The 21,827-nt window shown below is 71.2% G+C and carries 22 protein-coding genes; 13 read left to right on the top strand and 9 right to left on the bottom strand.

Annotated elements, in window-relative coordinates:
* The first annotated feature begins 16 nt into the window (after window positions 1–16).
* On the top strand, window positions 17–1,654 hold the full coding sequence (locus tag ACLQ2S_RS08985) for a Na+/H+ antiporter (RefSeq protein WP_425701491.1): 1,638 nt from the start codon (window positions 17–19) through the stop codon (window positions 1,652–1,654).
* Window positions 1,655–1,672: 18 nt separating this feature from the next.
* Here the strand turns inward: ACLQ2S_RS08985 and ACLQ2S_RS08990 are convergent, their stop codons facing one another.
* A complete protein-coding gene (locus ACLQ2S_RS08990; protein WP_425701492.1) occupies window positions 1,673–2,920 on the bottom strand; it encodes a PucR family transcriptional regulator in 1,248 nt (415 codons plus the stop codon).
* Window positions 2,921–3,004: 84 nt separating this feature from the next.
* On the opposite strand from ACLQ2S_RS08990, the gene ACLQ2S_RS08995 reads away from it, so the two are divergent.
* Both ACLQ2S_RS08995 and ACLQ2S_RS09000 read left to right on the top strand, forming a co-directional pair.
* Complete coding sequence (locus ACLQ2S_RS08995) at window positions 3,005–4,096, top strand: ferredoxin reductase (RefSeq protein WP_425701493.1); 1,092 nt, start codon at window positions 3,005–3,007, stop codon at window positions 4,094–4,096.
* Between the two features lie 14 nt (window positions 4,097–4,110).
* Complete coding sequence (locus ACLQ2S_RS09000; RefSeq protein ID WP_155216449.1) at window positions 4,111–5,268, top strand: fatty acid desaturase family protein; 1,158 nt, start codon at window positions 4,111–4,113, stop codon at window positions 5,266–5,268.
* Between the two features lie 90 nt (window positions 5,269–5,358).
* On the opposite strand, the gene ACLQ2S_RS09005 is transcribed toward ACLQ2S_RS09000, so the two are convergent.
* Entirely contained in the window at window positions 5,359–5,535 is a 177-nt protein-coding gene (locus ACLQ2S_RS09005; protein WP_196222498.1) for a hypothetical protein, read from the bottom strand.
* Between the two features lie 98 nt (window positions 5,536–5,633).
* On the bottom strand, window positions 5,634–6,353 hold the full coding sequence (locus ACLQ2S_RS09010) for a spermidine synthase (protein WP_425701494.1): 720 nt from the start codon (window positions 6,351–6,353) through the stop codon (window positions 5,634–5,636).
* Between the two features lie 111 nt (window positions 6,354–6,464).
* On the opposite strand from ACLQ2S_RS09010, the gene eccB reads away from it, so the two are divergent.
* Together eccB and ACLQ2S_RS09020 are read left to right on the top strand one after the other, a co-directional pair.
* Window positions 6,465–7,841 carry a type VII secretion protein EccB gene (gene eccB / locus ACLQ2S_RS09015; RefSeq protein ID WP_155216447.1) on the top strand — a complete coding sequence of 459 codons (1,377 nt, stop codon included), beginning with the start codon at window positions 6,465–6,467 and terminating at the stop codon, window positions 7,839–7,841.
* 118 nt (window positions 7,842–7,959) lie between these two features.
* Complete coding sequence (locus ACLQ2S_RS09020; RefSeq protein WP_425701495.1) at window positions 7,960–8,535, top strand: dihydrofolate reductase family protein; 576 nt, start codon at window positions 7,960–7,962, stop codon at window positions 8,533–8,535.
* Between the two features lie 105 nt (window positions 8,536–8,640).
* On the opposite strand, the gene ACLQ2S_RS09025 is transcribed toward ACLQ2S_RS09020, so the two are convergent.
* The 5 genes from ACLQ2S_RS09025 to ACLQ2S_RS09045 all read right to left on the bottom strand — a co-directional run bounded on the left by ACLQ2S_RS09025 (window position 8,641) and on the right by ACLQ2S_RS09045 (window position 13,699).
* Window positions 8,641–8,763 carry a hypothetical protein gene (locus ACLQ2S_RS09025; RefSeq protein ID WP_425701496.1) on the bottom strand — a complete coding sequence of 41 codons (123 nt, stop codon included), beginning with the start codon at window positions 8,761–8,763 and terminating at the stop codon, window positions 8,641–8,643.
* Window positions 8,764–8,780: 17 nt separating this feature from the next.
* The gene (locus ACLQ2S_RS09030) at window positions 8,781–10,541 is read right to left on the bottom strand and encodes an ABC transporter ATP-binding protein (RefSeq protein WP_309222985.1); all 1,761 of its coding nucleotides are present in this window, start codon (window positions 10,539–10,541) and stop codon (window positions 8,781–8,783) included.
* Window positions 10,538–12,289: an ABC transporter ATP-binding protein gene (locus tag ACLQ2S_RS09035; protein ID WP_155216443.1), complete on the bottom strand. Its 1,752-nt coding sequence runs from the start codon at window positions 12,287–12,289 to the stop codon at window positions 10,538–10,540. The genes ACLQ2S_RS09030 and ACLQ2S_RS09035 overlap by 4 nt, the downstream gene beginning before the upstream one ends.
* A 95-nt stretch (window positions 12,290–12,384) precedes the next feature.
* Window positions 12,385–12,984, bottom strand: a complete 600-nt coding sequence (locus ACLQ2S_RS09040) for a class I SAM-dependent methyltransferase (RefSeq protein WP_155216441.1) — start codon at window positions 12,982–12,984, stop codon at window positions 12,385–12,387.
* Between the two features lie 103 nt (window positions 12,985–13,087).
* Window positions 13,088–13,699, bottom strand: coding sequence for a class I SAM-dependent methyltransferase (locus ACLQ2S_RS09045; protein ID WP_425701497.1), 612 nt, complete (start codon window positions 13,697–13,699; stop codon window positions 13,088–13,090).
* A 300-nt stretch (window positions 13,700–13,999) separates the two neighbouring features.
* Between ACLQ2S_RS09045 and phoU the strand changes: the two genes are divergently transcribed.
* From phoU to ACLQ2S_RS09085, 8 genes are all read left to right on the top strand, one after another.
* On the top strand, window positions 14,000–14,644 hold the full coding sequence (gene phoU, locus ACLQ2S_RS09050) for a phosphate signaling complex protein PhoU (protein WP_425701498.1): 645 nt from the start codon (window positions 14,000–14,002) through the stop codon (window positions 14,642–14,644).
* 206 nt (window positions 14,645–14,850) lie between these two features.
* Window positions 14,851–15,927, top strand: coding sequence for a phosphate ABC transporter substrate-binding protein PstS (gene pstS / locus ACLQ2S_RS09055; protein WP_425701499.1), 1,077 nt, complete (start codon window positions 14,851–14,853; stop codon window positions 15,925–15,927).
* A gap of 85 nt (window positions 15,928–16,012) precedes the next feature.
* Window positions 16,013–17,005, top strand: a complete 993-nt coding sequence (gene pstC, locus ACLQ2S_RS09060; protein WP_425701500.1) for a phosphate ABC transporter permease subunit PstC — start codon at window positions 16,013–16,015, stop codon at window positions 17,003–17,005.
* A complete protein-coding gene (gene pstA, locus ACLQ2S_RS09065; protein WP_425701501.1) occupies window positions 17,002–17,916 on the top strand; it encodes a phosphate ABC transporter permease PstA in 915 nt (304 codons plus the stop codon). The genes pstC and pstA overlap by 4 nt, the downstream gene beginning before the upstream one ends.
* 1 nt (window position 17,917) lies before the next feature.
* The gene (pstB, locus tag ACLQ2S_RS09070; protein WP_425701502.1) at window positions 17,918–18,781 is read left to right on the top strand and encodes a phosphate ABC transporter ATP-binding protein PstB; all 864 of its coding nucleotides are present in this window, start codon (window positions 17,918–17,920) and stop codon (window positions 18,779–18,781) included.
* Window positions 18,782–18,856: 75 nt separating this feature from the next.
* Window positions 18,857–19,606, top strand: a complete 750-nt coding sequence (locus ACLQ2S_RS09075) for a winged helix-turn-helix transcriptional regulator (RefSeq protein WP_425701503.1) — start codon at window positions 18,857–18,859, stop codon at window positions 19,604–19,606.
* Window positions 19,607–20,023: 417 nt separating this feature from the next.
* Window positions 20,024–20,380 carry a DUF2267 domain-containing protein gene (locus tag ACLQ2S_RS09080; protein WP_309222982.1) on the top strand — a complete coding sequence of 119 codons (357 nt, stop codon included), beginning with the start codon at window positions 20,024–20,026 and terminating at the stop codon, window positions 20,378–20,380.
* Between the two features lie 75 nt (window positions 20,381–20,455).
* The gene (locus ACLQ2S_RS09085) at window positions 20,456–20,935 is read left to right on the top strand and encodes a type II toxin-antitoxin system PemK/MazF family toxin (RefSeq protein WP_309222981.1); all 480 of its coding nucleotides are present in this window, start codon (window positions 20,456–20,458) and stop codon (window positions 20,933–20,935) included.
* Window positions 20,936–21,018: 83 nt separating this feature from the next.
* Here ACLQ2S_RS09085 and ACLQ2S_RS09090 read toward each other — a convergent pair whose 3' ends face one another.
* Window positions 21,019–21,666: a GGDEF domain-containing protein gene (locus tag ACLQ2S_RS09090; protein ID WP_309222980.1), complete on the bottom strand. Its 648-nt coding sequence runs from the start codon at window positions 21,664–21,666 to the stop codon at window positions 21,019–21,021.
* Between the last annotated feature and the right edge of the window lie 161 nt (window positions 21,667–21,827).

Below are 21,827 nucleotides of genomic sequence, written 5' to 3' on the forward strand. Positions count from 1 at the left end.
CAGAACGTCCGGCCCTGTGCCGAATCGGCCCGGGGCGGCCCGTCGGCGTACCACGATGTGGGGGACGACGAACGGGGACGAGGTGCGTGAGCTGCTGCTGGTCATCACGTTGGGCGTCATCGTGCTGGTCGGCACCACCATCGGCGGCCGGTACCGGGTGGCGCCGCCGGTGCTGCTCATCTGCATCGGTGCCCTGGTGGCGCTGCTGCCCCCGTTCTCGGAGGTGATGCTCGCACCCGACCTGGTGCTCGTGGTGTTCCTGCCCGCGATCCTGTACCGGGAGAGCCTGGTCATCAGCCTGCGGGAGATCAGGGCGAACATCATCGTCATCGCGCTGCTGGCCGTCGGTCTGGTCGGGGTCACGATGGTCGCGGTGTCGCTGGTCCTCCAGCGGTTCGACATCGACCCGGCGGTGGCCTGGGTGCTCGGTGCGGTGCTCGCGCCGACCGACGCCGCAGCGGTGGCCGGGCTGGCCAAGCGGATGCCGCGCCGCCTGCTGACCACCTTGCGCGCGGAGAGCCTGGTCAACGACGGCACCGCCCTGGTGCTGTTCGCCGTCGCGCTCGGCCTGCTCGGTGGGGGTGCCGCACCGAACGCCGTCGAACTCGTCGAACGGATCGGCCTGTCGTTCCTCGGGGGCATCGCGGTCGGCGTGCTGGTCGGCACGGTGGTGATCCTGATCCGCAAGCGCCTCGACGACCCGCTGCGGGAGGGCGCGCTGAGCGTGCTCACCCCGTTCACCGCTTTCTTCCTCGCCGACAGCATCCACGAGAGCGGTGTGTTGGCGGTGGTGGTCGCCGGTCTGATGCTCGCCTACGCCAGTCCTCGGGTGGTCCGGGCACGTTCCCGGATACTCGCGCTGTCGTTCTGGGACCTGACCACCTTCCTCATCAACGGCGCCCTCTTCGTGCTGGTGGGCATGCAGATTCCTCGGGCGGTGCGGAGTGTCACCAGCGTCTCCCTCGGCCGGGCCGTCACCATCGCGCTGGTGGTGGCCGTGGTGCTGGTGCTGGTTCGGATGCTCTGGCTGCACCTGATCGCCGCCGTGGCCCGGCTGGTGGACTGGCGGCGGTCGAGGGTGGACCGTCAGGTCAGCTGGCGGGTGCGTACGGTCGCCGGCTGGGCCGGCTTCCGGGGTGCGGTCTCCTTGGCGGCGGCGCTCGCCGTGCCGTTGACCATCGACGGTGAACGGGTGCCGGAACGGGACCTGATCATCTTCGCCGTCGCCGCGGTGATCCTGGTGATCATGCTCGTGCAGGGCACCACCCTGCCCCTTCTGCTCCGGTGGGCCGGGTTGGGCGGTGACCCGGAACAGGTCTCGGAGGTGCGACGGGCACAGGTGGCGGCCACCCAGGCCACCCTCGACGCCCTGCCCGATCTGGCCGAGCGGGTGGGTGCGGAGGAGGAGGCGGTGCAGCGGCTCCGGGCCGAGTACACGAACCACCTCAACGCGGTGCAGTCCGAGCCGGAGCAGGACTCGCTCGACGCCCGGGAGGTCGAACGTCAGCTACGCCTGGCGGCCCTCGAGCACAAGCGACGCGAGGTCACCCGGATGCGGAACCGGCGGGAGATCGACGACGCTGTCCTGTGGGAGTTGCAGGCCAGACTGGACGTCGAGGAGATCCGCCTGCTGGGCCCGGTGGTCTCCGAGTGACCGACGGTGTCGGGGCGGCTACCCGGCCAGTGCGCCACCGGCCGGGAACGCGAGCGCGACCGTCAGGTCGAGCAGACTGCGCGGATCGGTGAGGCGGTCGCCGTAGAGCTGGCGCAGCTGGCCCATCCGGTAACGCACGGTCTGCGGATGGACGAAGAGGTCGGCGGCGATGTCGTCCCGTCGGCCCTGGTGCAGCAGCCACGACCGCAGCGTCTCGGTGAGCCGATCGGCGGTGGCGGCGGGCAGCGCGGCGAGCGGTTGCAGGACCCGGGCGCGTAGATCGGCGAGCGCCTCGACGTCGGCGCTGAGCAGCAGCTCGGCCAGGTGCGCCTCGGTGTCCAGGGGTTCGCCGTCGGTGGGCTGGGGGATACCCAGCGCGACGACCCGCAGCACCCGCTGGTACGACGAGCAGACCCGAGCCCAGGGCCGGGAGGGGCCCAGCACCGCGCGGCGCCCGTGCAGCACCCGGACGAGCTGTCGGCGACGGTCGCCGTGCATGTCCGGCACGAGCAGCACAGCGGTCTCCTCGCCGGGCTCGCCGGTCGGCAGTTCCTCGCTGCTCTCCAGGGTGTGCTCGTCCAGCAGGGCCAGTGCCCCGCGCAGCTTCTCCTGCGGCAACAGCGCCACGGTGAGGGTCTCGGGCACCGGCCAGTCGGCCCGATCGGCGCTGCGCAGCAGCACCTCCTCCGCCTCTCCGGCGAGCAACTGCTGGGTGAGGCGTTCCAGGTTGCGCCGTTGGGCCCGACCCACGCTGGCCAGCTCGTCGGCGTGCCCGGCGACGCTGGCGGCGGAGAGTTCGTCGATGTACGCGAACATCAACTCGGCGAACTCGGCGACGGTGGCGGCGGGCAGGCCGGTCGCCACCGTGGCGGCGGCCAACTCCCGCCAGGAGACCCGGGCACCCACCCGGTACGCCGCCAGCAGCGCGTCCACGCTGCGGCCAGACCGGGCCTCGCCGCTGCCCAGGGCGTACGCGGCCTCCAGCGCCGGGGCCAGCGGGGTGCTCGGGTCGCTGGCCGGTGCGTGGTCGGCGGACTGGGATCGTTCGAGCAGTTGCAGGAAGGTACCCAGGGCGATCTGCACCGCGCCCTCGATCTTGTCCCGCATCTGCCCGGTCAAAGTGCCGGAGTAGCTTGGCACCTCGGCGGTGATCGCGGTGACGGTTTGCGCGGCGACCAGCGGCAGCCGGTCGCGCAGCTCACGCGCCACCCGTTGGTCCAGCGCGATGCGAGCCGCCCTTCTGGTCGTTCCGGCTGGTTCCGCCACGGTTGTTCTCCCCGCACAAAAGGGATGGATCGCTTTACCTTCACCGGCCAAGATTTTATGCCAGCCTGCGGCGACCATCGAGTTATGACCGCCACCGTCCCGCGACCGGGCACGACACGATCTCTACGACGCCGCCTGTGGCGGCTCGCCGAGACGGTGACCACGCCGGTCCTGCCCAGCGACTACCTCGACCTGGTCGCCCCGCTACGCGCCGGTGCCGAGCTGCGCGGCCGGATCGTCGCCGTGCACCCGGAGACCCCCGACGCGGCGACCCTGCGGATCCAGCCCGGCCGCAGTTGGCGCGGACACGTCCCCGGCCAGTACGTCCGGCTCGGCGTCGACGTCGACGGGGTCCGCCAGTGGCGGGCCTACTCGGTCACCTCAGCCCCCGGTCGGCGTACCGACCCGATCACGGTGACGGTGAAGGCGATTCCCGACGGCGTGGTCAGCAACCACCTGGTCCGGCGGATCAAGCCGGGCACGATCGTGCAGCTCGACCAGGCACGCGGCGACTTCGTGCTGCCGCAGCGGGCCCCGTCGCGGGTCCTCTTCCTCACCGCCGGCAGCGGCATCACCCCGGTGGCCGGGATGCTGCGCTCCGGTGCGCTGGCCGACAGCGACGTGGTGGTGGTGCACTCCGCGCCCACCGCCGCCGACGTGGTCTTCGGCGCTGAGCTGCGTGACCTCGCCGACCGTGGCGCGATCCGCCTCGTCGAGCGGCACACCGAGGCCGAGGGCCTGCTGGACGTCGCCGAACTCGACACCCTCGTCCCCGACCACCTGGCGCGCGAGACCTGGGCCTGTGGCCCGCTCGGGCTGCTCGACGCGGTGGAGGAGCACTGGTCGGCTCGCGGCCACGCCGCGCGGCTGCACACCGAACGCTTCCGACCCACCGTGATCACCGCGGGTGACGGCGGGACCGTCACCTTCACCCGCTCGTCGGTGACCGTGGACGCCGACGGAGGCACCCCGCTGCTCGACGCCGGCGAGAACGCCGGGGTGCTCATGCCGTCGGGCTGCCGGATGGGCATCTGCTTCGGGTGCGTGCTGCCGCTGCGCCAGGGCGCGGTCCGCGACCTGCGCAACGGCCAACTGACCACCGCCCTGCCGGGTGACGGCGTACGCGTGCAGACCTGTGTGTCAGCCGCCGCCGGCCCGTGTGAACTCGAAATCTGATCGGAGAACCACCGATGACCGTGATCCAGAAGAAGGCCGACAACCCGATCGCCCACCTCACCGCCGAGGACATCGAGAACCTCGGCCGGGAGCTCGACGCCATCCGCGAACGGGTCATCGCCTCCCGGGGCGAACGGGACGCCGCGTACATCCGCAAGGTCATCTCGACGCAGCGGAAGCTGGAGATCGGCAGCCGGGTGGTGCTGTTGTTCTCGCTGTTCCCGCCGGCCTGGATCGTCGGCACCGCCGGGCTGTCGGTGGCGAAGATCCTGGAGAACATGGAGATCGGGCACAACGTCCTGCACGGGCAGTGGGACTGGATGCGCGACCCGAAGATCCACTCGACCAGCTGGGAATGGGACCACGTCGCCCCGGCCGACCAGTGGAAGCAGTCGCACAACGAGCTGCACCACCGCTACACCAACGTGGTCGGCAAGGACAACGACCTCGGCTACGGCATCATGCGCGTCGACGAGGACCAGCCCTGGCACCCGGCGCACCTGGGCCAGCCGTTCTACAACTTCCTCAACGCCTGCTTCTTCGAGTACGGCATCGCCGCGTACGACCTCGAACTGGGCGACCGGCTGAAGAACGGTGGGCTCAAGGACCCGGAGTTCCGCACCCGACTGCGCGCGGTCGGCCGGAAGATCCGCCGCCAGTTCCTCAAGGACTACCTGCTGTTCCCGCTGCTGTCCGGCCCGTCTTTCCTGCACACCCTGGCCGCCAACTTCACCGCGAACCTGATCCGCAACCTGTGGAGCCACTCGGTGATCATGTGCGGGCACTTCCCGGAGGGGGTGGAGACCTTCGAGAAGACCTCCATCGAGGGTGAGACCCGGGGGGAGTGGTACGTGCGGCAGATGCTCGGCTCGGCCAACATCAGCGGCAGCAAACTGATGCACATCATGACCGGGAACCTGTCGTTCCAGATCGAGCACCACCTCTTCCCGGATCTGCCGAGCAACCGCTACCAGGAGATCGCGCCGGAGGTGCAGGCGCTGTTCAAGCGGTACGGGCTGAAGTACACCACCGGCTCGCTGCCCCGGCAGGTCTTCTCCGCCTGGAAGAAGGTCTTCCGGCTGGCGCTGCCGAACCGCCGCCAGCCGACGGCCCCGGCCACCCCGATCGACGACTCCGGCGACCGTCCGACCCGGGCCCTCGTCGCCGCCTGACCGCCGGCACCGGCCCGCCCGGCCCCCCAGGCCCGGCACCGGCCTGCTCGGCTGGGCGGGCCGGGGTCGGTCCCAGGGCCGGGGTCGGTCTCAGCGGCGGTTGGGATAGTTGTGGGCGGACTGGCGGCCCTTGACGAAAGACAGGATGATCACTGCGGCGAGCGCTATGACGCCGATGATGATCAGCCAGCGGACCGCTTCGAGGAGCAGGCCGAGCAGGACCAGCACCCCGGCGACCACGGCCACGACCCAGAGCAGGGCACGCATCTCCACCTCCCACCGGCTGCCCGGCCGATCCGGGCGCAGGTGCCGAGATGCGTACCCGGATCGGGCGGGTTCATGCCGACCGGTGGCGTCTGCCCGGCTCAGGCCGGAAGCTGCCCCAGGTAGACGGTGTTGGTCGACTCGCCGCCGGTCAGCGGGTTGGCGAACCGCACCACCCGGCTGTGCCAGGTGGGGAACACGGCGGCGAGGACGGCTTCGAAGTCCGGATCCGGTGGGTCGTCCGACCAGAGGGCGAACACCCCGCCCGGGAGCAGCAGCCGGGCCAGCCGGCGCAGTCCGTGGGGCTGGTAGAAGGCGGCGTGGCTCGGGTGCAGCGGGTGCCGGGGCGAGTGGTCGACGTCGAGCAGCACCGCGTGGAAGCGACGTCCGGGGTCGTCGGGGTCGAGACCGTCGGGACCGGCCACCCGGGCGAAGAAGTCCGCCCGCACCATCCGGGTACGCGGGTCGGTGGCCAGCCCGGCGGCGAAGGGCAGCAGGCCACGCCGGTGCCAGTCGATCACGTCCTCGATCGCCTCCACCACGAGCAGGGAGGCGACCCGGTCGTCTGACAGGGCGGTACGGGCGGTGTAGCCGAGGCCCAGGCCACCGACGACGACGTCGAGGCGGTCACCGGTCAGCGCCGCCAACGCCGATCGGGCCAACTCGACCTCGCCGACGGTGAACAGACTCGACATCAGGAACTCGTCGTCGAGCTTGACCTCGTACACGTCCAGGTCGAGCCGTGGCTCGCGACGCCGACGCAGGCTGATCTCGCCGATGGGTGTCGGCCGCCAGGCCAGTTCCTCGAAGCGCAGGCTCACCGCCGGGATGCTACCCGGCGGCCACCGATCGGCCCTGATGTGACGCACGGTCCTCGGAACATCGACGCAGCGCATATCCTGTGCCCCGATCGTCTCGCCGGAGGGGACACGATGGCGTCGCGGCAGGACCAGCTGCACTCGTACCAGTTCACCGTCCAACGGACGGTGGCCGCCCTGGTGACGCGGGATCCCGATCCGGCGCGGTCGCCGTTGCGTCGGCTCGCCGGAGCCGGGTTGGCCGGTCTGCTGGTGGCGTCCATCGGGCTCGGTGGCACCGCCCTGTACGGCCTGGTCACCGGCGACGGCGCGACCTGGCGCGACCCGGGTGCGGTGATCGTGGAGCGGGAGTCCGGCGCCCGGTTCGTCTACCGGGAGGACAAGCTCCATCCGGTGCTCAACTACGCCTCGGCGCTGCTCATCATCGGCGTCCAGCGGCCGAAGACCGTCCTGGTGTCCCGCCGGTCGATCGACGGGGTGCCCCGGGGCCTGCCGCTGGGCATCCGCGACGCCCCCGACTCGCTGCCCGCGGCGGCCGGGCTCACCACCGCACCGTGGACGGTCTGCTCGGTCTCCCCGACCGAGCACGCCTCGGCGACCCGGTCGGTGCTGCTGGTGGGCACCAGCGACTCCGGCGGTCGGCCGCTGGGCCGCGATGCCCTGCTGCTGCGTGACCCCGGCGGGCGGCTGCACCTGCTCTGGCAGCAGCGACGCCACCTGATCCGGGACGCCGACCGGGTGCTGGCGGCGCTCGCGATCACCCGCTCCCGGTCCGTGCCGGTCGCCGCCGCGCTGCTCAACGCCGTGCCGGCGGGCACCGACCTGGCCCCGCTGGACCCGCCCGGCGTGGGCCGCCGGTCCGCCCGCGTCGCCGGTGCACGGGTCGGTGACGTGCTGGTGGTGAGCAACCCCGGTGGCGGACGGCAGTACGCGGTGGTACTGCGCGACGGCCTCGCCGCCATCACCGAGCTACAGGCCGGTCTGCTGCTGGCCCGTACCGGTCAGCGGGAGCCGGAGCGGATCAGTCTCGGACGGTTCGCCGCCCTGCCGCAGCTGCCCGACCTCGTCCCCGCCGGGCCCGACGCGCCGCCGGGCACGCTGCCCCGGCTGGCCACGTCTGACTCGTCGACGATCTGCGCGCGGGTCGGCGACGACACCGGCCGGGTGGACCTGCGGCTGGGCGGGGAGCTGCCGCCGCTGCCTCCGGTGTCGGAACGACCGACCGATGCGACCAGCGCCGACCACGTGGTCGTGGAGCCGGGACGGGGTGCGATCGTCGAATCGGTCGCCACGCCGGGCGCCGGTGGCGGCGCGATCTCCGTGGTGACGGACCTGGGCCGCCGGTACGCGCTCGCCGGTCCCGAGGTGACCGGGATGCTCGGCTACGGCGACGTGCCGCCCGTCCGGCTGCCGGCGGGGGTGGTCAGCCTCGTACCCGCCGGTGCGCCGCTCGACCCGACCGTGGCTCGCCGACGTGCCGCGCCCGCCTGACGTGCGCGGACCTGCCGTCCGGCAGTGGTAGGAAATTTTCTGGCGCGCGTTGTCGATTCCGGCGACTCCCGCTCGTCGCACTGATGACAGCACGTCAGACAAGACCGAGGAGCAACCCATGCGTACCCTGATCGCCACCGCGTTCGTCTCGCTCGACGGCGTCGTCGAGGCACCCGGCGGAGAACCGGGCTACCGCAACTCGGGCTGGACCTGCAACGACATCGTGTTCGACGAGGCCGCCTACGAGCTGAAGGGCCGTGAACAGGACGAGGCCACGGCGATGATGTTGGGCCGGGTCAGCTACGAAGCGTTCGCGCCGGTGTGGCCGACGATGACCGACGAGTTCCCCGGCTACAACGCGATGCCGAAGTACGTCGTGTCGACCACTCTGGACGAGCGGGACCTGGTGTCCAACTGGGGGGAGACGGTCATCCTCCGGTCGCTGGACGACGTCGCCGCGCTGAAGCAGACCGAGGGCGGGCCGATCATCATCCACGGCAGCGCCACGCTGAACCGCAACCTGTCCGACGCCGATCTGATCGACCGCTACCACCTGCTGGTCTTCCCGGTTCTGCTCGGCGCGGGCAAGCGGCTGTTCAGCGACACCGACCGGGACAAGCAGAACCTCAAGCTCGTCGAGAGTGAGTCGTACGCCAACGGCATCCAGAAGCTGATCTACGACGTGGTCCGCTGACCGCCTGCGGGCCGACCGTTGTGCGCTCCGGGTGCATCCGCTGCTGTTCCCAGCACCGAGGTGCACCCGGAGCGGCACGGGGATTGGCGTGCTGCGCGATCGCAGTTACCCGGACAGCTCCGCGACGCCACGCGCAACGCCTTCTTCGGTGGCGGCGATCCGGCGCCTGAGTTCGGCGGCGAAGGTTTCGGCGCTGTGCTTCTTGCCTGGGTCGCTTGTGGTGTCCACTGGGTCTCCAACTGCCGTCAGCCGTGCCAGGAGTGCCAGAGGGCGGCGTAGGCGCCACCGGCGCGTACGAGTTCGTCGTGGCTGCCGAGTTCGGTGATCCGGCCGTCCTCCAGCACCGCCACCCGGTCGGCGTCGTGCGCGGTGTTCAGCCGGTGTGCGATGGCGATGACGGTACGCCCGGTGACCACGGCGGCGAGTGCCCGTTCGGTACGCCGGGCGGTCGTCGGATCGAGGGCGGCGGTCGCCTCGTCGAGGATCAGGATGTGCGGGTCGGCCAGCACCAGCCGGGCCAGCGCGAGCTGCTGGGCGTCGGCGGGACCGAGTTCGCGGGCACCGTCGCCGAGTTGCGTGTCGAGTCCGTCGGGCAGGTTGGTGGCCCAGTCGGCGCTCACGGCCTCCAGCGCCGCGCGCATCTGCTCGTCGGAGGCGTCGGGCGCGGCGAAGGCGAGGTTGTCGCGCAGCGTACCGATGAAGACGTGGTGTTCCTGGGTGACCAGGGCGATCCGGCGACGGCGCTCGGCCGGGTCGAGGTCCGTCACCGGTTGACCGTCGAGGCTGACCACGCCCTCGCGTGGCGCGTCGATGCCGGCCAGCAGCCTGGCCAGGGTGGACTTCCCCGCCCCGGACGGGCCGACGATGGCGAGGCGTTCGCCGGGGCGCACCGAAAGGTCGATCCCGTGCAGCACGTCGTGGCCGTCGGCGTACGAGAAGCGGGCCGCGCGCACGACGAGGCTGCCGGATCGCGCGGGCGCCGGGTCGCGCGGTCGTGGCGTCGCGGTGGCGACCGGGACGGCGGCGGGTGCCGACTGCTGGCCGACACCGAGTACGCGGGCGAACGAGGCGAGGCCACGTTGGGCCTGCTCCATCCATTGCAGCAGCCGGTCCAGTGGATCGATCGCCTGCTGGAGGTAGAGCGCGGCGGCGACCACCTCGCCGAGGGTCACCATGTCCCGGTCGAGCAGCACGCCGCCGAACAGCAGGACCGCGGCGATGGGCAGCGCGTAGCTCGCCTCCACGACCGGGAAGAAGACCGAGCGCAGTGCCAGGGTCGCCCGGCGGGTGTCCCACACCCGGCGGATGCGCTTCCTGCCGTGCGCGACCCGGTCGGCACCGAGGCGCAGCGCCTCGATGGTGCGGGCACCCTCCGCGGTCGTGGTCAACGACTCGGTCAGTTCGGCTGTCGCGGCTCCCTCGGCGAGGTACGCCGGCCGGGCTCGGCGTAGATACCAGCGGGTGACCGCGACGATCGACGGCAGGCCGGTCAGGGCGACCAGGCCGAGCAGCGGGTGCAGGAGGAAGATCGCACCGAACAGCAACGTCAGTTGGGTCGAGGCGATGACCATGACCGGCACGACGTCCCGGACGGTGCTCCCGACGGTCGCCACGTCCACCGAACTGCGGGTGGCGAGTTCACCGGTGCCGGCCCGCTCGACGACGGAGACGGGCAGGTCGAGCGTGCGCGTGACGAAACCCTCGCGCAACCGGGCGACGGCACGCTCGCCGAACCGGTGTCCGGTGTACTGGGCGTATCGGGTGAGCAGACCGTGCGCCAGCACGGATCCGACGATCGCGAGCGCCAGGCGATCCAGAGAGGCGGTACCGGCACCGGCCGCGACCGCGTCGACGATCCTGCCCAGCAGCCACGGCGTGGCGAGCCCGGCGACCGCGGCGGCAGCGTGCAGCACCAGCACGACGGCGACCGCGCGACGATCCACGGCGAGCAGACCCAGTGCGGCGCGGCGGACGGTCGACCGGTCGGCGACCGGCAGCCCGCTCACCGCAGCGACCCGTCGACGTCGACGGCCACGCCGTCCCGGGTGACCAGGGCCCGGTAGCCCGGGTCACGGTGCAGCAGCTCGCCGTGGCTGCCGACCGAGACGATCCGGCCCTCGCACAGGTGCGCGACCTGGTCGGCGTGACCGAGCAGCAGTGGTGAGCTGGTCAGCACCACAGTGGTCCGGCCCGCCCGCGCCGCGCGGAGTCGCTGCGCGATGCGTGCCTCGGTGTGTGCGTCCACGGCCGACGTTGGGTCGATGAGGATCAGCACCTCCGGTTCGGCGAGCAGGGCACGGGCCAGGCGTACGCGTTGCCGTTGACCGCCGGAGAGGGTCCGGGCCCGGGTGCTGACCGGCATCGCGAGCCCGTCCGGGTGGGCGTCGACGACGTCCTCCGCCGAGGCTGCACGCAGAGCCGCGCCCAGGTCGGCGTCGCTGCCACCGGCCCCCACCTGAAGGATCTCGCGCAGCGTCCCGGCGAAGATGTAGGAGTCGTGGTCGGCGACGAGGATCCGGGCCCGCACCTCGTCGAGCGCGACCCCGGTCAGCGGTACGCCACCCCAGGTCACGTCGCTGGGCACGAACCGCCCGAGGCGGTCGGCCAGTGCGACGGCCGCGCCCGGATCGTCGGCGGCGACGGCCAGCAGCCGCCCGGCGGGCACGGTCAGGCCGGTGTCGGGGTCGTGCAGGTCGGCGGGGTGCTCCGGTGCGGGTCGAGTCGGCGTCGCGTCGCCCGGCGACGTCGGGCCGACCTCGTCCGGGGTCAGGTTGAGCAGCGCGACGATGCGGCGGGCGGAGACCCGACCCCGGATCAGCTGATGGCCACCTTCGAGCAGGAACCACACCGGCACGATGAGCACCGCCACGTACCCGTACACCGCCACCATCTGCCCGATGCTGATGTCACCGGCGGCGGCCATGCGCGCGGCCAGCCACACCACGGCGGCCAGGAACAGCCCCGGGACGGCGATCGTCAGCGCCTCGATCCAGCTGTTCACGGCACCGACCCGGTAGCCCTCGGCCAACAGCCGCCGGGAGCGGTCCGCGTACCGGCGGGCGAACAGTCCCCGGCCACCGACCCCGGCCAGCACCCGCAACCCGGCGACGATGTCGGCGGCGCGGGTGGTGAGGACGCCCTGCTGGTGACGGTAGACCGACTCGACCCGTTCGAGACGGCGTAGCAGCGGCGCCACGATCAGCACCACCGCCGGCACACCGAGCAGCACGAACACCGCCAGGAGCGGAGCGACCGACCAGAGGACCACGGCGACGAACGCGTACGCGAGCACGGCCCCGACCCCCGGGCCGGTCATCGTCAGCACCGCCGAGGTGTGGGTGATGTCGGCGCCGCCGACGGTGGCGACCTCCCCGGCGGCGAGTCGGCGGGGCAGCACGGCACCGATGCCGGACAGGTGACGCAGCAGGACGGCGGCGGTGCGGGCCGACGCGTCCTCCCGGACGAACGTCATCGTCCGGTGCCGCATGATGCCCAGATAGGCCAGGCCCATCCCGGCGACGACGATGGCGGCCACCCACCACAGCAGCGTCCGGTAGTCGCCGGTGCGCAGCCCGTCGTCGATGGCCCGTGCGATGAGGTACGGCCGGAGCGACAACCCCACCATCCAGGCCGTGCCGATGAGTCCGCCACGCAACACCCGCAGGGGTTGGCAGCGGACCAGCCACCAGATGTACCTCAGTGGCCCCCTCGTATCCGGTGTGCCCGGTTCGGGATGCGGGAGGTGTGGGGGCATCGGTACAGATTACGACCTGGCGCGATCCTTTTTCGACGGCGGCGATAGGCGTCGGGTGGCGGCCGTGCCGTCAGCGCCGAGGCGGGCGGCGTCGGTCAGGCGGGACGACGCAGGATGGTGACGACGAAGTCCGCGTCGTCGTGCCACGGGCGCAGGTCCCAGGTGGCGAAGCGGTGCTCCAGGCGCAACCCGGCACCGACGGCGTCGGCGTCGAAGTCGGTGACCGGATAACCCCGGTCGGTGCCGAATCCGACCGCGAGCACACCGTCCGGGCGGAGGTGGGCGGCCACCCGGCGGAGCACCTGACCTTCGGTGCCCGCGGCCACGAAGGCCATCACGTTGCCGGCCAGCACCGCCGCGTCGAACGGCTCCTCCTCGCCGGCCGCCGGCAGGTCCAGTTCGGCCAGGTCGGCGACGAGCCAGCGGGGCGCGGGATGGTCGGCGCGGGCCGCGTCGATCAGGACCGGGTCGGCGTCCACCCCGACCACCGTGTGCCCCCGCTTGGCCAGCTCGGCACCGACCCGGCCGGTGCCGCAGCCCGCGTCGAGGATCCGGGAGGTCGGCGGCACCAGCGCGTCGAGCAGGCGGGCCTCACCAGCCAGGTCGGCTCCTTCGGCGGCCAACTGGCGGAAGCGGTTGACGTACCACTGTGAGTGCCCGGGACCGGTGTCGGTGACCCAGCGTGTGTTCCTCATGCCGCGCCTCCGCTTCGTCGCGGGGCGGTCTGGGGCACCGTCGGGCCGCGCTGCTGACCCGCTCGCTGTCGCTCGCTCATGAGGGCCACGGTATCCGGGCTGCTCAGGGGAGTCGGGCGACGGTCACGAACTCGTTGTAGGTGAACACCTTGCCGGCGAGGCGTTGGAAGGGGAAGGAGTACTGACGCAACACGGTCAGGCCCAGCTCCCGGCAGGTCTCGGCCGCCTCGGCGAAACCGACGAAGCGAACGTGCGTGGGATCGCTGTGGTAGCCGCGCTCCTGCGGGGTGATGAACACCGCCCGGCCGCCGGGGCGGACGAACGGCAGGTACGACGAGACCACCTCGCGCGCCTGCTCCGCCGGCATGTGTTCCAGCAGGTGCGCGGCGAGCATCGAGTCGAAGGCGTTCGGCCGCGCGTGCTCGGAGCGGAAGAACTCCTCGACGGTGTACGCCTCCAGACCGAGTTCCCGGGAGTGGGCCACCGAGGTGGGGTTGTGGTCCACTCCGACCGCGCCCGTGCCGAGGTTGACCAGGTTCCGGCCGAGCCCCGAGCCGACGTCGAGGGTCCGGCCCAACCGCAGCCGCCGCAGGTTCCACCGGTAGGGCGCCTGTACGTCCAGCACCTGCTTCCAACGCGCCCCGCTGAGGCGTCGCAGTCGCTGGGTGTAGTCGACGCTCTCCGTGTCCGTCGGGTCCTGCCGTGCGTGTGCCACCAGACCTCCCAGTTGCCGTACGACTTGTCCTGGTACACACCCCCATGCACCGGAACCCGCGTCGGATGCCTAGCGTAACTGCGGACACCGCCCTGTCATGTCGTGGCACCTGGCGATCCGCAGTGTTCTGGCGGTCGGGTCGGATTGGCTACGAGTGCCGCGGGCCGACGGGGACCCGGTCGGCGGTGGGGGTGACACGGCCCGGCAGCAGGTAGGTTGCTGTCCAGGGTCGGCCGGCTGCGGCGCCGGTTCCGGGTGCCACCGTGACCGGGTGACCCGGTCGAACGGGAGGGGCGCGCGATGAGCCGGGACAGCTTCGACGAGCAGCTCGCCCGGCTCACCGGCGTACTGGCGGTGATGAGCCGGGACGCCAGCGCGGCGATCCGAGGGGCCAGCACCGCGCTGCTGGAGGTGGACCGGGGTGCGGCCGAGACGGTCCTCGCCGCCGACGTCGTGCTGGACGCACGGCGGGCCGAGGTGGAGACGATGATTCCCGAGGTGCTGGTGCGGCACCAGCCGGTCGCCTCGGACCTGCGGCTGGTGGTCTGCGCGCTGCGGGTCGCCGGTTCGCTGGAACGGATGGGTGACCTCGCGGTGCACATCGCGAAGGTCGCGCTGCGCCGGCATCCGGTGGGAGTGGTCCCGGAGCCGGCGAGGCCGGTGATGACGGCGCTGGCCGAGGCGGCGGCCCGCGTCGCGGACAAGAGCGCGCTCGTGCTGGCGACCCGGGACCGGCTCGACGCGCTGCAACTGGGGCTGGATGACGACGAGGTCGACGCCGCCCAGGAACGCCTGCTGTCGCAGCTCGTCTCCGGCTGGCCGTACGGGGTGGAGTCCGCGATCGACCTCGCTCTGCTCGGCCGGTACTACGAGCGTTACGCCGACCACGCGGTGAGCGTCGCACGCCAGGTCGTCTACCTGGTGACCGGCACGATCCGCCTCTGATCGGGCACCCAGCACCGGGCGGGAAAATCCGGACAATCGGTACGCCCGGCCCGCAATGTCACATCCCCGTTACCGGGTGGCCGGCGTCGAGTCGGCAAGTTCATGTTTCGTTCACCTGGGTCCGGGGGTCCGGCTACCTGGGCCTCCTAGCTTGAGTCGTGTACGGCCCGGACGGGCTGATGCACCCCGATAGAGAGGCTTACCTGGTGAACCGCAACGTGCTTTCGCGGCGCGTCCTTGCCGGCGTCGCGCTTGCCGCGCTCGCGCTTACCGGCTGCGGCAGCAACGACAACAGCTCGCAGTCGGGCGGCAGTGGTGGCGACAGCGCCTACGCCGACCTGTCCGGCGAGTTGAAGGCGTCGGGCGCCAGCTTCCCGGACGCTTACTACCAAGAGGTCGTCGAAGCCTTCAGGGCCGAGGCGTCCGATGTGACGGTCACCTACAACGCGACCGGCTCCGGCACCGGCAAGAAGCAGTTCGGTGAGGGTCTGGTGGACTTCGCCGGCACGGACAGTCTGGTGAAGGACACCGACGGCGTGGCCGCCGGTTCGTTCCTCTACGTCCCGACGGTGGCGGCCCCGATCACGGTTTCCTACCACCTTGAGGGCGTCGAGAAGCTCCAGCTCAGCCCGGAGACCCTCGCCAAGATCTTCCAGACCGACATCAAGACCTGGGACGACGCGGCCATCAAGGCCGACAACCCGGGTGTCGAACTGCCCAACACCCCGATCACCGTCGCGCACCGTTCGGACGGTTCCGGCACCACCAGCAACTTCACCAAGTACCTCGAAGCCGCCGCCGCGGGCACCTGGAAGTTGGGCAGCGGTGACACGGTGGCCTGGCCGGCCAACACCCAGGGCGGCGAGAAGAACACCGGTGTCGCCCAGATCGTCAAGCAGACCAACGGCGCCGTCGGGTACGTCGACCTGAGCGACGCCAAGGCCACCGGCCTGACGTTCGCCGCCATCAAGAACAAGGACGGCCAGTTCGTCGAGCCGTCGCTGGAGGGCACCACCGCCGGCCTGGAGGGTGCCGAGATCGCCGACGACCTGAGCTACAACCCGCTCAACGCCGCCGGGGCCACCGCCTACCCGATCACCGCGCCGACCTTCATCATCGTCAAGACCTCCTACGCCGACGCGGACAAGGCGGCTCTGGTCAAGGGCTTCCTCACCTTCCTGCTCAACGAGGGCCAGGACCTGGCCAAGGACGTGGACTTCGCGCCGCTGCCGGCCTCTCTCAAGGACAAGGCACTCGCCCAGATCGAGAAGATCCAGGGCTGATCGAACCAGGAGCGCTGGGGCGTCCGGCCAGGGACGGGATCTCGTCGATCCCGTCCCTGGCGGAGTACCCGCGGCAGGAGTGAAGATGACCTTGACGAACCCGTCCCCCGCCGCCGAGGCGGCCGTGCGTCGACGCGGCCACGGTGCCCTCGGCGACCGGGTCTTCTCCTGGTGGACGCTCGGCACCGGCCTGCTGGTGCTGGCGATCCTCGGGCTGATCCTGGTCACCACCGTCCGGGAGGCGTGGCCCGCGTTCGATGCGATGGGCCTGCGCTTCATCACCGAACGCGTCTGGGACCCGAACCCGGCGACCGGCGACGCGATCTTCGGCGCGTTGTCGTTCGCGTACGGCACCGCCGTCTCGTCGCTGATCGCGTTGCTGTTCGCGGTGCCGGTCTCGGTCGGCATCGCGCTGTTCCTGACCGAACTGGCACCACGCCGGCTGCGTGGCCCGGCAGTGACCGTGATCGACCTGCTGGCCGCCGTGCCGTCGGTGGTCTTCGGCCTCTGGGGCATCCTGGTCGTGGCACCCGCGCTGGTTCCGTTCTACCAGTGGATGCACGACGTCTTCGGTGGCGTACCGCTGCTCGGCCGTCTCTTCGGACCGGTCGGCAGCGGTCGCAACTTCATGACCGCCGGCCTGATCCTGGCGATCATGGTCACGCCGATCATCACGTCGATCACCCGCGAGGTGTTCAGCACGGTGCCGCGCGCCGACAAGGACGCCGCCCTCGCCCTGGGTGCCACTCGATGGGAAATGATCCGGGGGGCGGTCTTCCCGCACAGCTTCGGTGGGGTCGTCGGCGCGGTCATGCTCGGCCTGGGCCGGGCGATGGGCGAGACGATCGCGGTGGCCCTGGTCATCGGCGGTGCCACGAACATCACCGCCAACCTGTTCGCCCCCGGTAACTCGATGGCCGCCGTCATCGTGCAGCAGTTCGGCGAATCCACTGGCACCTTCACCGCCGCGCTGATCGGGCTGGGCGTGGTGCTGTTCGCGATGACGGTGCTGATCAACGTGTTCGCCCAGGTGGTCGTCCGTCGGGCCGAGGCCCGGATGAAGGGAGGCGTCGCGTGACTGTCACCGCACCACCCGCCACCCGTCCGACGGCCAGCGGACCCGACCTGACCCGGGCGGCACTCTCCGGCCGGCGGCGGTTCACCAACCATCTCGCCACGGCAGCCATCTGGGCCGCCGTGCTGCTCGCCGTCATACCGCTGGCCCTGGTGACCTACACCGTCATCACCAAGGGCGGTGGGGTGATGAGCCTGTCGTTCCTCAACGAGGACATCCCGAACTCCTACCGCCGCGACGGCGGTGGCATGGCCCCGGCGATCGTCGGCACGCTGCTCATTACCGGGATGGCCGCGTTGATGGCGATCCCACTCGGCGTCTTCGGCGCGATCTACCTCAACGAGTACGGCAAGCAGCGACCACTGGCCCGGCTCATCCGGTTGATGTCTGACGTCATGACCGGCGTGCCGTCGATCGTGATGGGTCTGTTCATCTACATCTCCTGGGTGCTGCTCGTCGGTGAGCAGACCGGCTTCGCCGGTGCGTTGGCACTGGCCTGCCTGATGCTGCCGGTGGTCATCCGCAGCAGCGAGGAGATGCTCCGGTTGGTACCGGACGAGCTACGGCAGGCCAGCATGGCGCTCGGTGCCCGCAAGTGGAAGACCACGCTCACCGTGGTGCTGCCGGCGGCGATCTCCGGGATCACCAGTGGCTCGCTGCTGGCCGTCGCCCGCGCGGCCGGGGAGACCGCTCCGATCATCATCGTCACCGGGATCGTCTTCTCCCCGAACTGGAACCTCTTCGACGGGTCCAACACGGCGCTGCCGGCGCAGATCTTCCGCAACGCCAGCCAGCCCTTCGACGCCGCTCAGGACCGGGCCTGGGGTGCGGCGCTGACGCTCATCGTGATCGTGCTCGGCTTCACGATCGTGGCCCGATTCATCTCCAGCCGGTTCGCCATCAAGGAGCGTTGACATGAGCAGCAATGACATCAGCCTCACCACCCGTCCGTCCGTGGCGGTGCACGCTCCCGGCATCACCACCTCCGGCGCAGACCTCGCCGCCGCGTCGGTGATGCGGCTGCGCGACGTCAGCGTCTACTACGGCAACTACGAGGCGGTCCGCCGCACCAGCATGCCGATCCAGCAGAACCAGGTCACCGCGATGATCGGGCCGTCCGGCTGCGGCAAGTCCACTGTGCTGCGCGCTCTCAACCGGATGAACGACCCGATCCCTGGTGCCCGGGTCAGCGGTGACGTCCTCTTCCATGGCCAGGACCTGTATGCCCGCCACGTCGACCCGATCCAGGTCCGTCGCCGGATCGGCATGGTGTTCCAGAAGCCCAATCCGTTCCCCAAGTCCATCTACGACAACGTCGCGTACGGGTTGCGGATCAACGGCATCAAGGGCCGCCTCGACGACCACGTCGAGGAGGCGCTGACCCAGGCCGCGCTCTGGGACGAGGTCAAGGACAAGCTCCGCAAGAGTGCCCTGGCGCTCTCCGGCGGCCAGCAACAGCGGCTGTGCATCGCCCGGACGATCGCCGTCAAGCCCGAGGTGATCCTGATGGACGAGCCCTGCTCGGCCCTCGACCCGATCGCCACTGCGAAGATCGAGGACCTGATCTTCGAATTGACGAACGACTACACCATCGTGATCGTCACGCACAACATGCAGCAGGCGGCCCGGGTCAGCCACTACACGGCGTTCTTCACCGCCGAGGTGGACGAGAAGCAGGAACGGCACGGTCGGCTGGTCGAGTTCAGCCAGACCGGCAAGCTGTTCACCAACCCCACCGACAAGCGCACGGAGGACTACATCACCGGTCGCTTCGGCTGAGGCCCGAACGCGACGGTCGACAGGTGGGCCACCGCGGTCCGCTGTGGCCCTGAACTGAACCGGAGCCGGTGTGCGATGAACAATCTCGTCGAGGCCACCAGGGGTGAGCATCGATCCGACGGGCGTTTCGTGCTGCTCGTGGTGGACGACGACAAGAGCGTCGATGCCGCGTTGGTGGCCCAGTTGGCCGACCACGGGGTACGCGGCCACCACTTCGCGCACGCCGCCGAGGCTTTGCTGGCCGCCGGTGCCCTGCAACCGGACGCGGCCGTGGTCGCCGCAGGGCTGGCCACCATGAACTGCACCGAATTGGTACGGCTGCTCACCCGCCGGGCCGGCATCCCCACAGTGGTCGGGGTGGGTGACGAGGACGGGGAGGTGGCCGCCGCCGCGCTCGGGGCCGGTGCCACTGCCTGCGTACGGCGTCCGTACCGGGCCGAGGAGGTGCTGCCGATCCTGCGGGCCATCCGTCCGGAGACTGCCGGCGCCCTCGATCCGCCGATCGAGTTGGGCGGGCTGCGGGTGGACCCGGCGACATTCGAGGTGCGCCTGCACGGCCGGACGGTGGCCCTGCCGTTGAAGGAGTTCCGGCTGCTCTACTTCTTCATGAGCCACGCCGAGCGGACGGTCACCCGCGAGCAACTGCTCGCCGCCGTCTGGGGCGGCATCTCCGACGACACGTCGAACACCCTGACGGTGCACATCAAGCGACTTCGTCGGCGGCTGACGCTGGACGAGGGCCAGGCCCCGATGATCGTGACGGTACGCGGCTTGGGCTACCGGTTCGTGCCCGCCCAGGCCACGGCGACGCCGTCGACGTCGTGACCAGCGCGCCGGCTGGCCGGCACAGCTCAGCCTCCGGCGATGCGTGAGGCCGCACCATGTCGGTTGCCGGCGGTCACCTCCAGCTGGCGGAGCTGCTCGATCATCGTTGCACGAGGACCGGACACGGAACCCAGCATTGACAGGACTCATTACTGTACGCGTACGATGGCATTCGTTCGGCAACCCCAGCGGCCGGGACGGTTCCGGCTCGGCGGGTTGCCAGCGTGGTCTTTCGGGCCGGCACACGTGGTGGCGAACGGGGGCGCGACGTGTGCGGGCGAGTCGCACACGACGGCCGAGAGACTCCGGGCGGCGCTCGTCCCACCGGCCCCGCACCTGGTCGGTGCCTGACGGGCCCGCCCGGGACCGTACGGTCGTCCGCGCGTTTGTCCGCCGCCGAGACGGGTAGCCACCGCCGTGCGGTTTCCGCTGTTCGTCGCCGCGGTGTCCCGCCGTTCAGGGCTGGCGCCCGAACCTGCGGCCGTCGTCGCGCGTGCGGTGCTCCAGACCGTCGTGGAACGGATGACCGGTAGCGCGCCGACCGATCCGACCGGCTACCTGCCGACCGAGCTGACCGACGCGATCTCGCCGGGCGGACCGGGTGATTTCCTGCGCCGGGTCGCCGACCGGGCCGGCGTCGACGAGAGTACGGCGGCGGCCGGTGCCGCCGCGGTGTTCGCCACCCTCCGCGAGACGGTGACCGTCGGCGAGTTCCAGGAGATGGTGGCGCGGCTACCGAGCGCCGGCGGTGGCACCGAGCCGTTCGCCGGGTGACATCTGACCGGCACGCGGTGCGGCCGAGCACTCCCTGCCGGCGAGGGGACCGGCGGCAGCGGATAGGCTGCCGCCGTGGCAGGTCTGTTGAGGAGTATGGCGTCCCGCGTCGGCGCGGTGATCCCGAAACCGCGGTCGGCGGGGCCCTCCCCGGCCAAGCTCGCGCGACCGCGCCAGGTCAGCGCGTTGCAGCGCCGCGAGCTGTCGTACGCCCCGGAGCTCGACGGCCATGCCGACCCGGGGGAGATCGTCTGGACCTGGGTGCCTTACGAGGACGACCCCCGGCAGGGCAAGGACCGGCCGGTGCTGGTGGTGGGTCGACACAGCCGGACGCTGTTCGGGCTGATGCTCTCCAGCCAGGACCGCCAGGGTGAGCGGCACTGGCTGGCCCTCGGGCCGGGTGAGTGGGACCGCGAGCGGCGGCCGAGCTGGGTACGCCTGGACCGGGTGCTGACCATGCGGGAGGACGGCATCCGGCGGGAGGGCGCGGTGCTGGACCGGGCCCGGTTCGACCGGGTGGGTCAGGCGCTGCGCGCCGGGTACGGCTGGCGCTGACCGCCCGCCCCGGAGCCTGCTGGCGCATTCGACCGCGCGACGGCGGAACGACGCGCGACAGTGGGACGGCGTTCGGGGTGGCGTCAGCACTCGGCGAGGTGCGCGGCGTCGCGTAGCGCCCGGCCGGGTCGGCCGCTGCCGAGCGCCTTGGCCTCGTACATCGCCGCGTCGGCGCGGTCGAGCGCCTCGGTGAGCTGGCAGTCCTGCACAGGGGCGAGGCCGACCGAGGCGGTCACCCGCAGCGTGATGGTGCCCATCGGAATGGGCGCGGCGAGCATGTCGTACAACCGGCGGGTGGCATGGTCGATCCACCGCCGGTCCAGTGTCGGGCTGGCCAGCAGCCCGGCGAACTCGTCGCCGCCGAGGCGGGCCACCAGGTTGTCACCGGCGAAGGTGGCCAGTCGCTCGGCGACGCTGACCAGCACCTGATCGCCGGCGGCGTGCCCGTACCGATCGTTGATCTGCTTGAAGTCGTCGACGTCGAGCACCACGGCGATCAGGTGGCAGCCGGACCGGTTGGTGAGCAGCGTCGCGGCGAGGCGGTAGAAGGCCCGCCGGTTGGGCAGACCGGTGAGTGGGTCGTGGCTGGCGGCGTGCCGCTCGGCGGTGAGTTCCGCCTGTAGCCGCCCGATCTCGGCTTCGGCCCGGATGGCCCGCCGCCCCAACTGCCAGGAAGAGAGCAGGGCTCCGGCGGCGCAGATGCCGGACGCGACGGTCAGCGGATCCGGCACCACCATCTCCCTTCTCCGCGACACTCGCCCGGCGTCGAGCGGCGGACGTTGCCAGGCACCCCGTTTCCCCTGATGGCTGTCATGCGTGCGGGACAAAAGTGAGCAGGTAGTCGTCCCGCACGTGCGTTATCATCCCCGGTGTCCATTGCAGATGCAATAGC

This window comes from Micromonospora sp. DT48 (assembly GCF_049844495.1).
Taxonomy (GTDB): Bacteria; Actinomycetota; Actinomycetes; order Mycobacteriales; family Micromonosporaceae; genus Micromonospora.

Excerpts from the sequence above, each read along its gene's own strand:
- pstB (WP_425701502.1), top strand. The coding sequence starts at position 17,918 with ATGAGCAGCAATGACATCAGCCTCACCACCCGTCCGTCCGTGGCGGTG.
- ACLQ2S_RS09035 (WP_155216443.1), bottom strand. The coding sequence starts at position 12,289 with ATGCCCCCACACCTCCCGCATCCCGAACCGGGCACACCGGATACGAGG.
- eccB (WP_155216447.1), top strand. The coding sequence starts at position 6,465 with ATGGCGTCGCGGCAGGACCAGCTGCACTCGTACCAGTTCACCGTCCAA.
- ACLQ2S_RS08995 (WP_425701493.1), top strand. The coding sequence starts at position 3,005 with ATGACCGCCACCGTCCCGCGACCGGGCACGACACGATCTCTACGACGC.
- ACLQ2S_RS09075 (WP_425701503.1), top strand. The coding sequence starts at position 18,857 with ATGAACAATCTCGTCGAGGCCACCAGGGGTGAGCATCGATCCGACGGG.
- ACLQ2S_RS09040 (WP_155216441.1), bottom strand. The coding sequence starts at position 12,984 with ATGAGGAACACACGCTGGGTCACCGACACCGGTCCCGGGCACTCACAG.
- ACLQ2S_RS09005 (WP_196222498.1), bottom strand. The coding sequence starts at position 5,535 with ATGCGTGCCCTGCTCTGGGTCGTGGCCGTGGTCGCCGGGGTGCTGGTC.
- phoU (WP_425701498.1), top strand. The coding sequence starts at position 14,000 with ATGAGCCGGGACAGCTTCGACGAGCAGCTCGCCCGGCTCACCGGCGTA.
- ACLQ2S_RS09000 (WP_155216449.1), top strand. The coding sequence starts at position 4,111 with ATGACCGTGATCCAGAAGAAGGCCGACAACCCGATCGCCCACCTCACC.
- pstC (WP_425701500.1), top strand. The coding sequence starts at position 16,013 with ATGACCTTGACGAACCCGTCCCCCGCCGCCGAGGCGGCCGTGCGTCGA.
- ACLQ2S_RS09020 (WP_425701495.1), top strand. The coding sequence starts at position 7,960 with ATGCGTACCCTGATCGCCACCGCGTTCGTCTCGCTCGACGGCGTCGTC.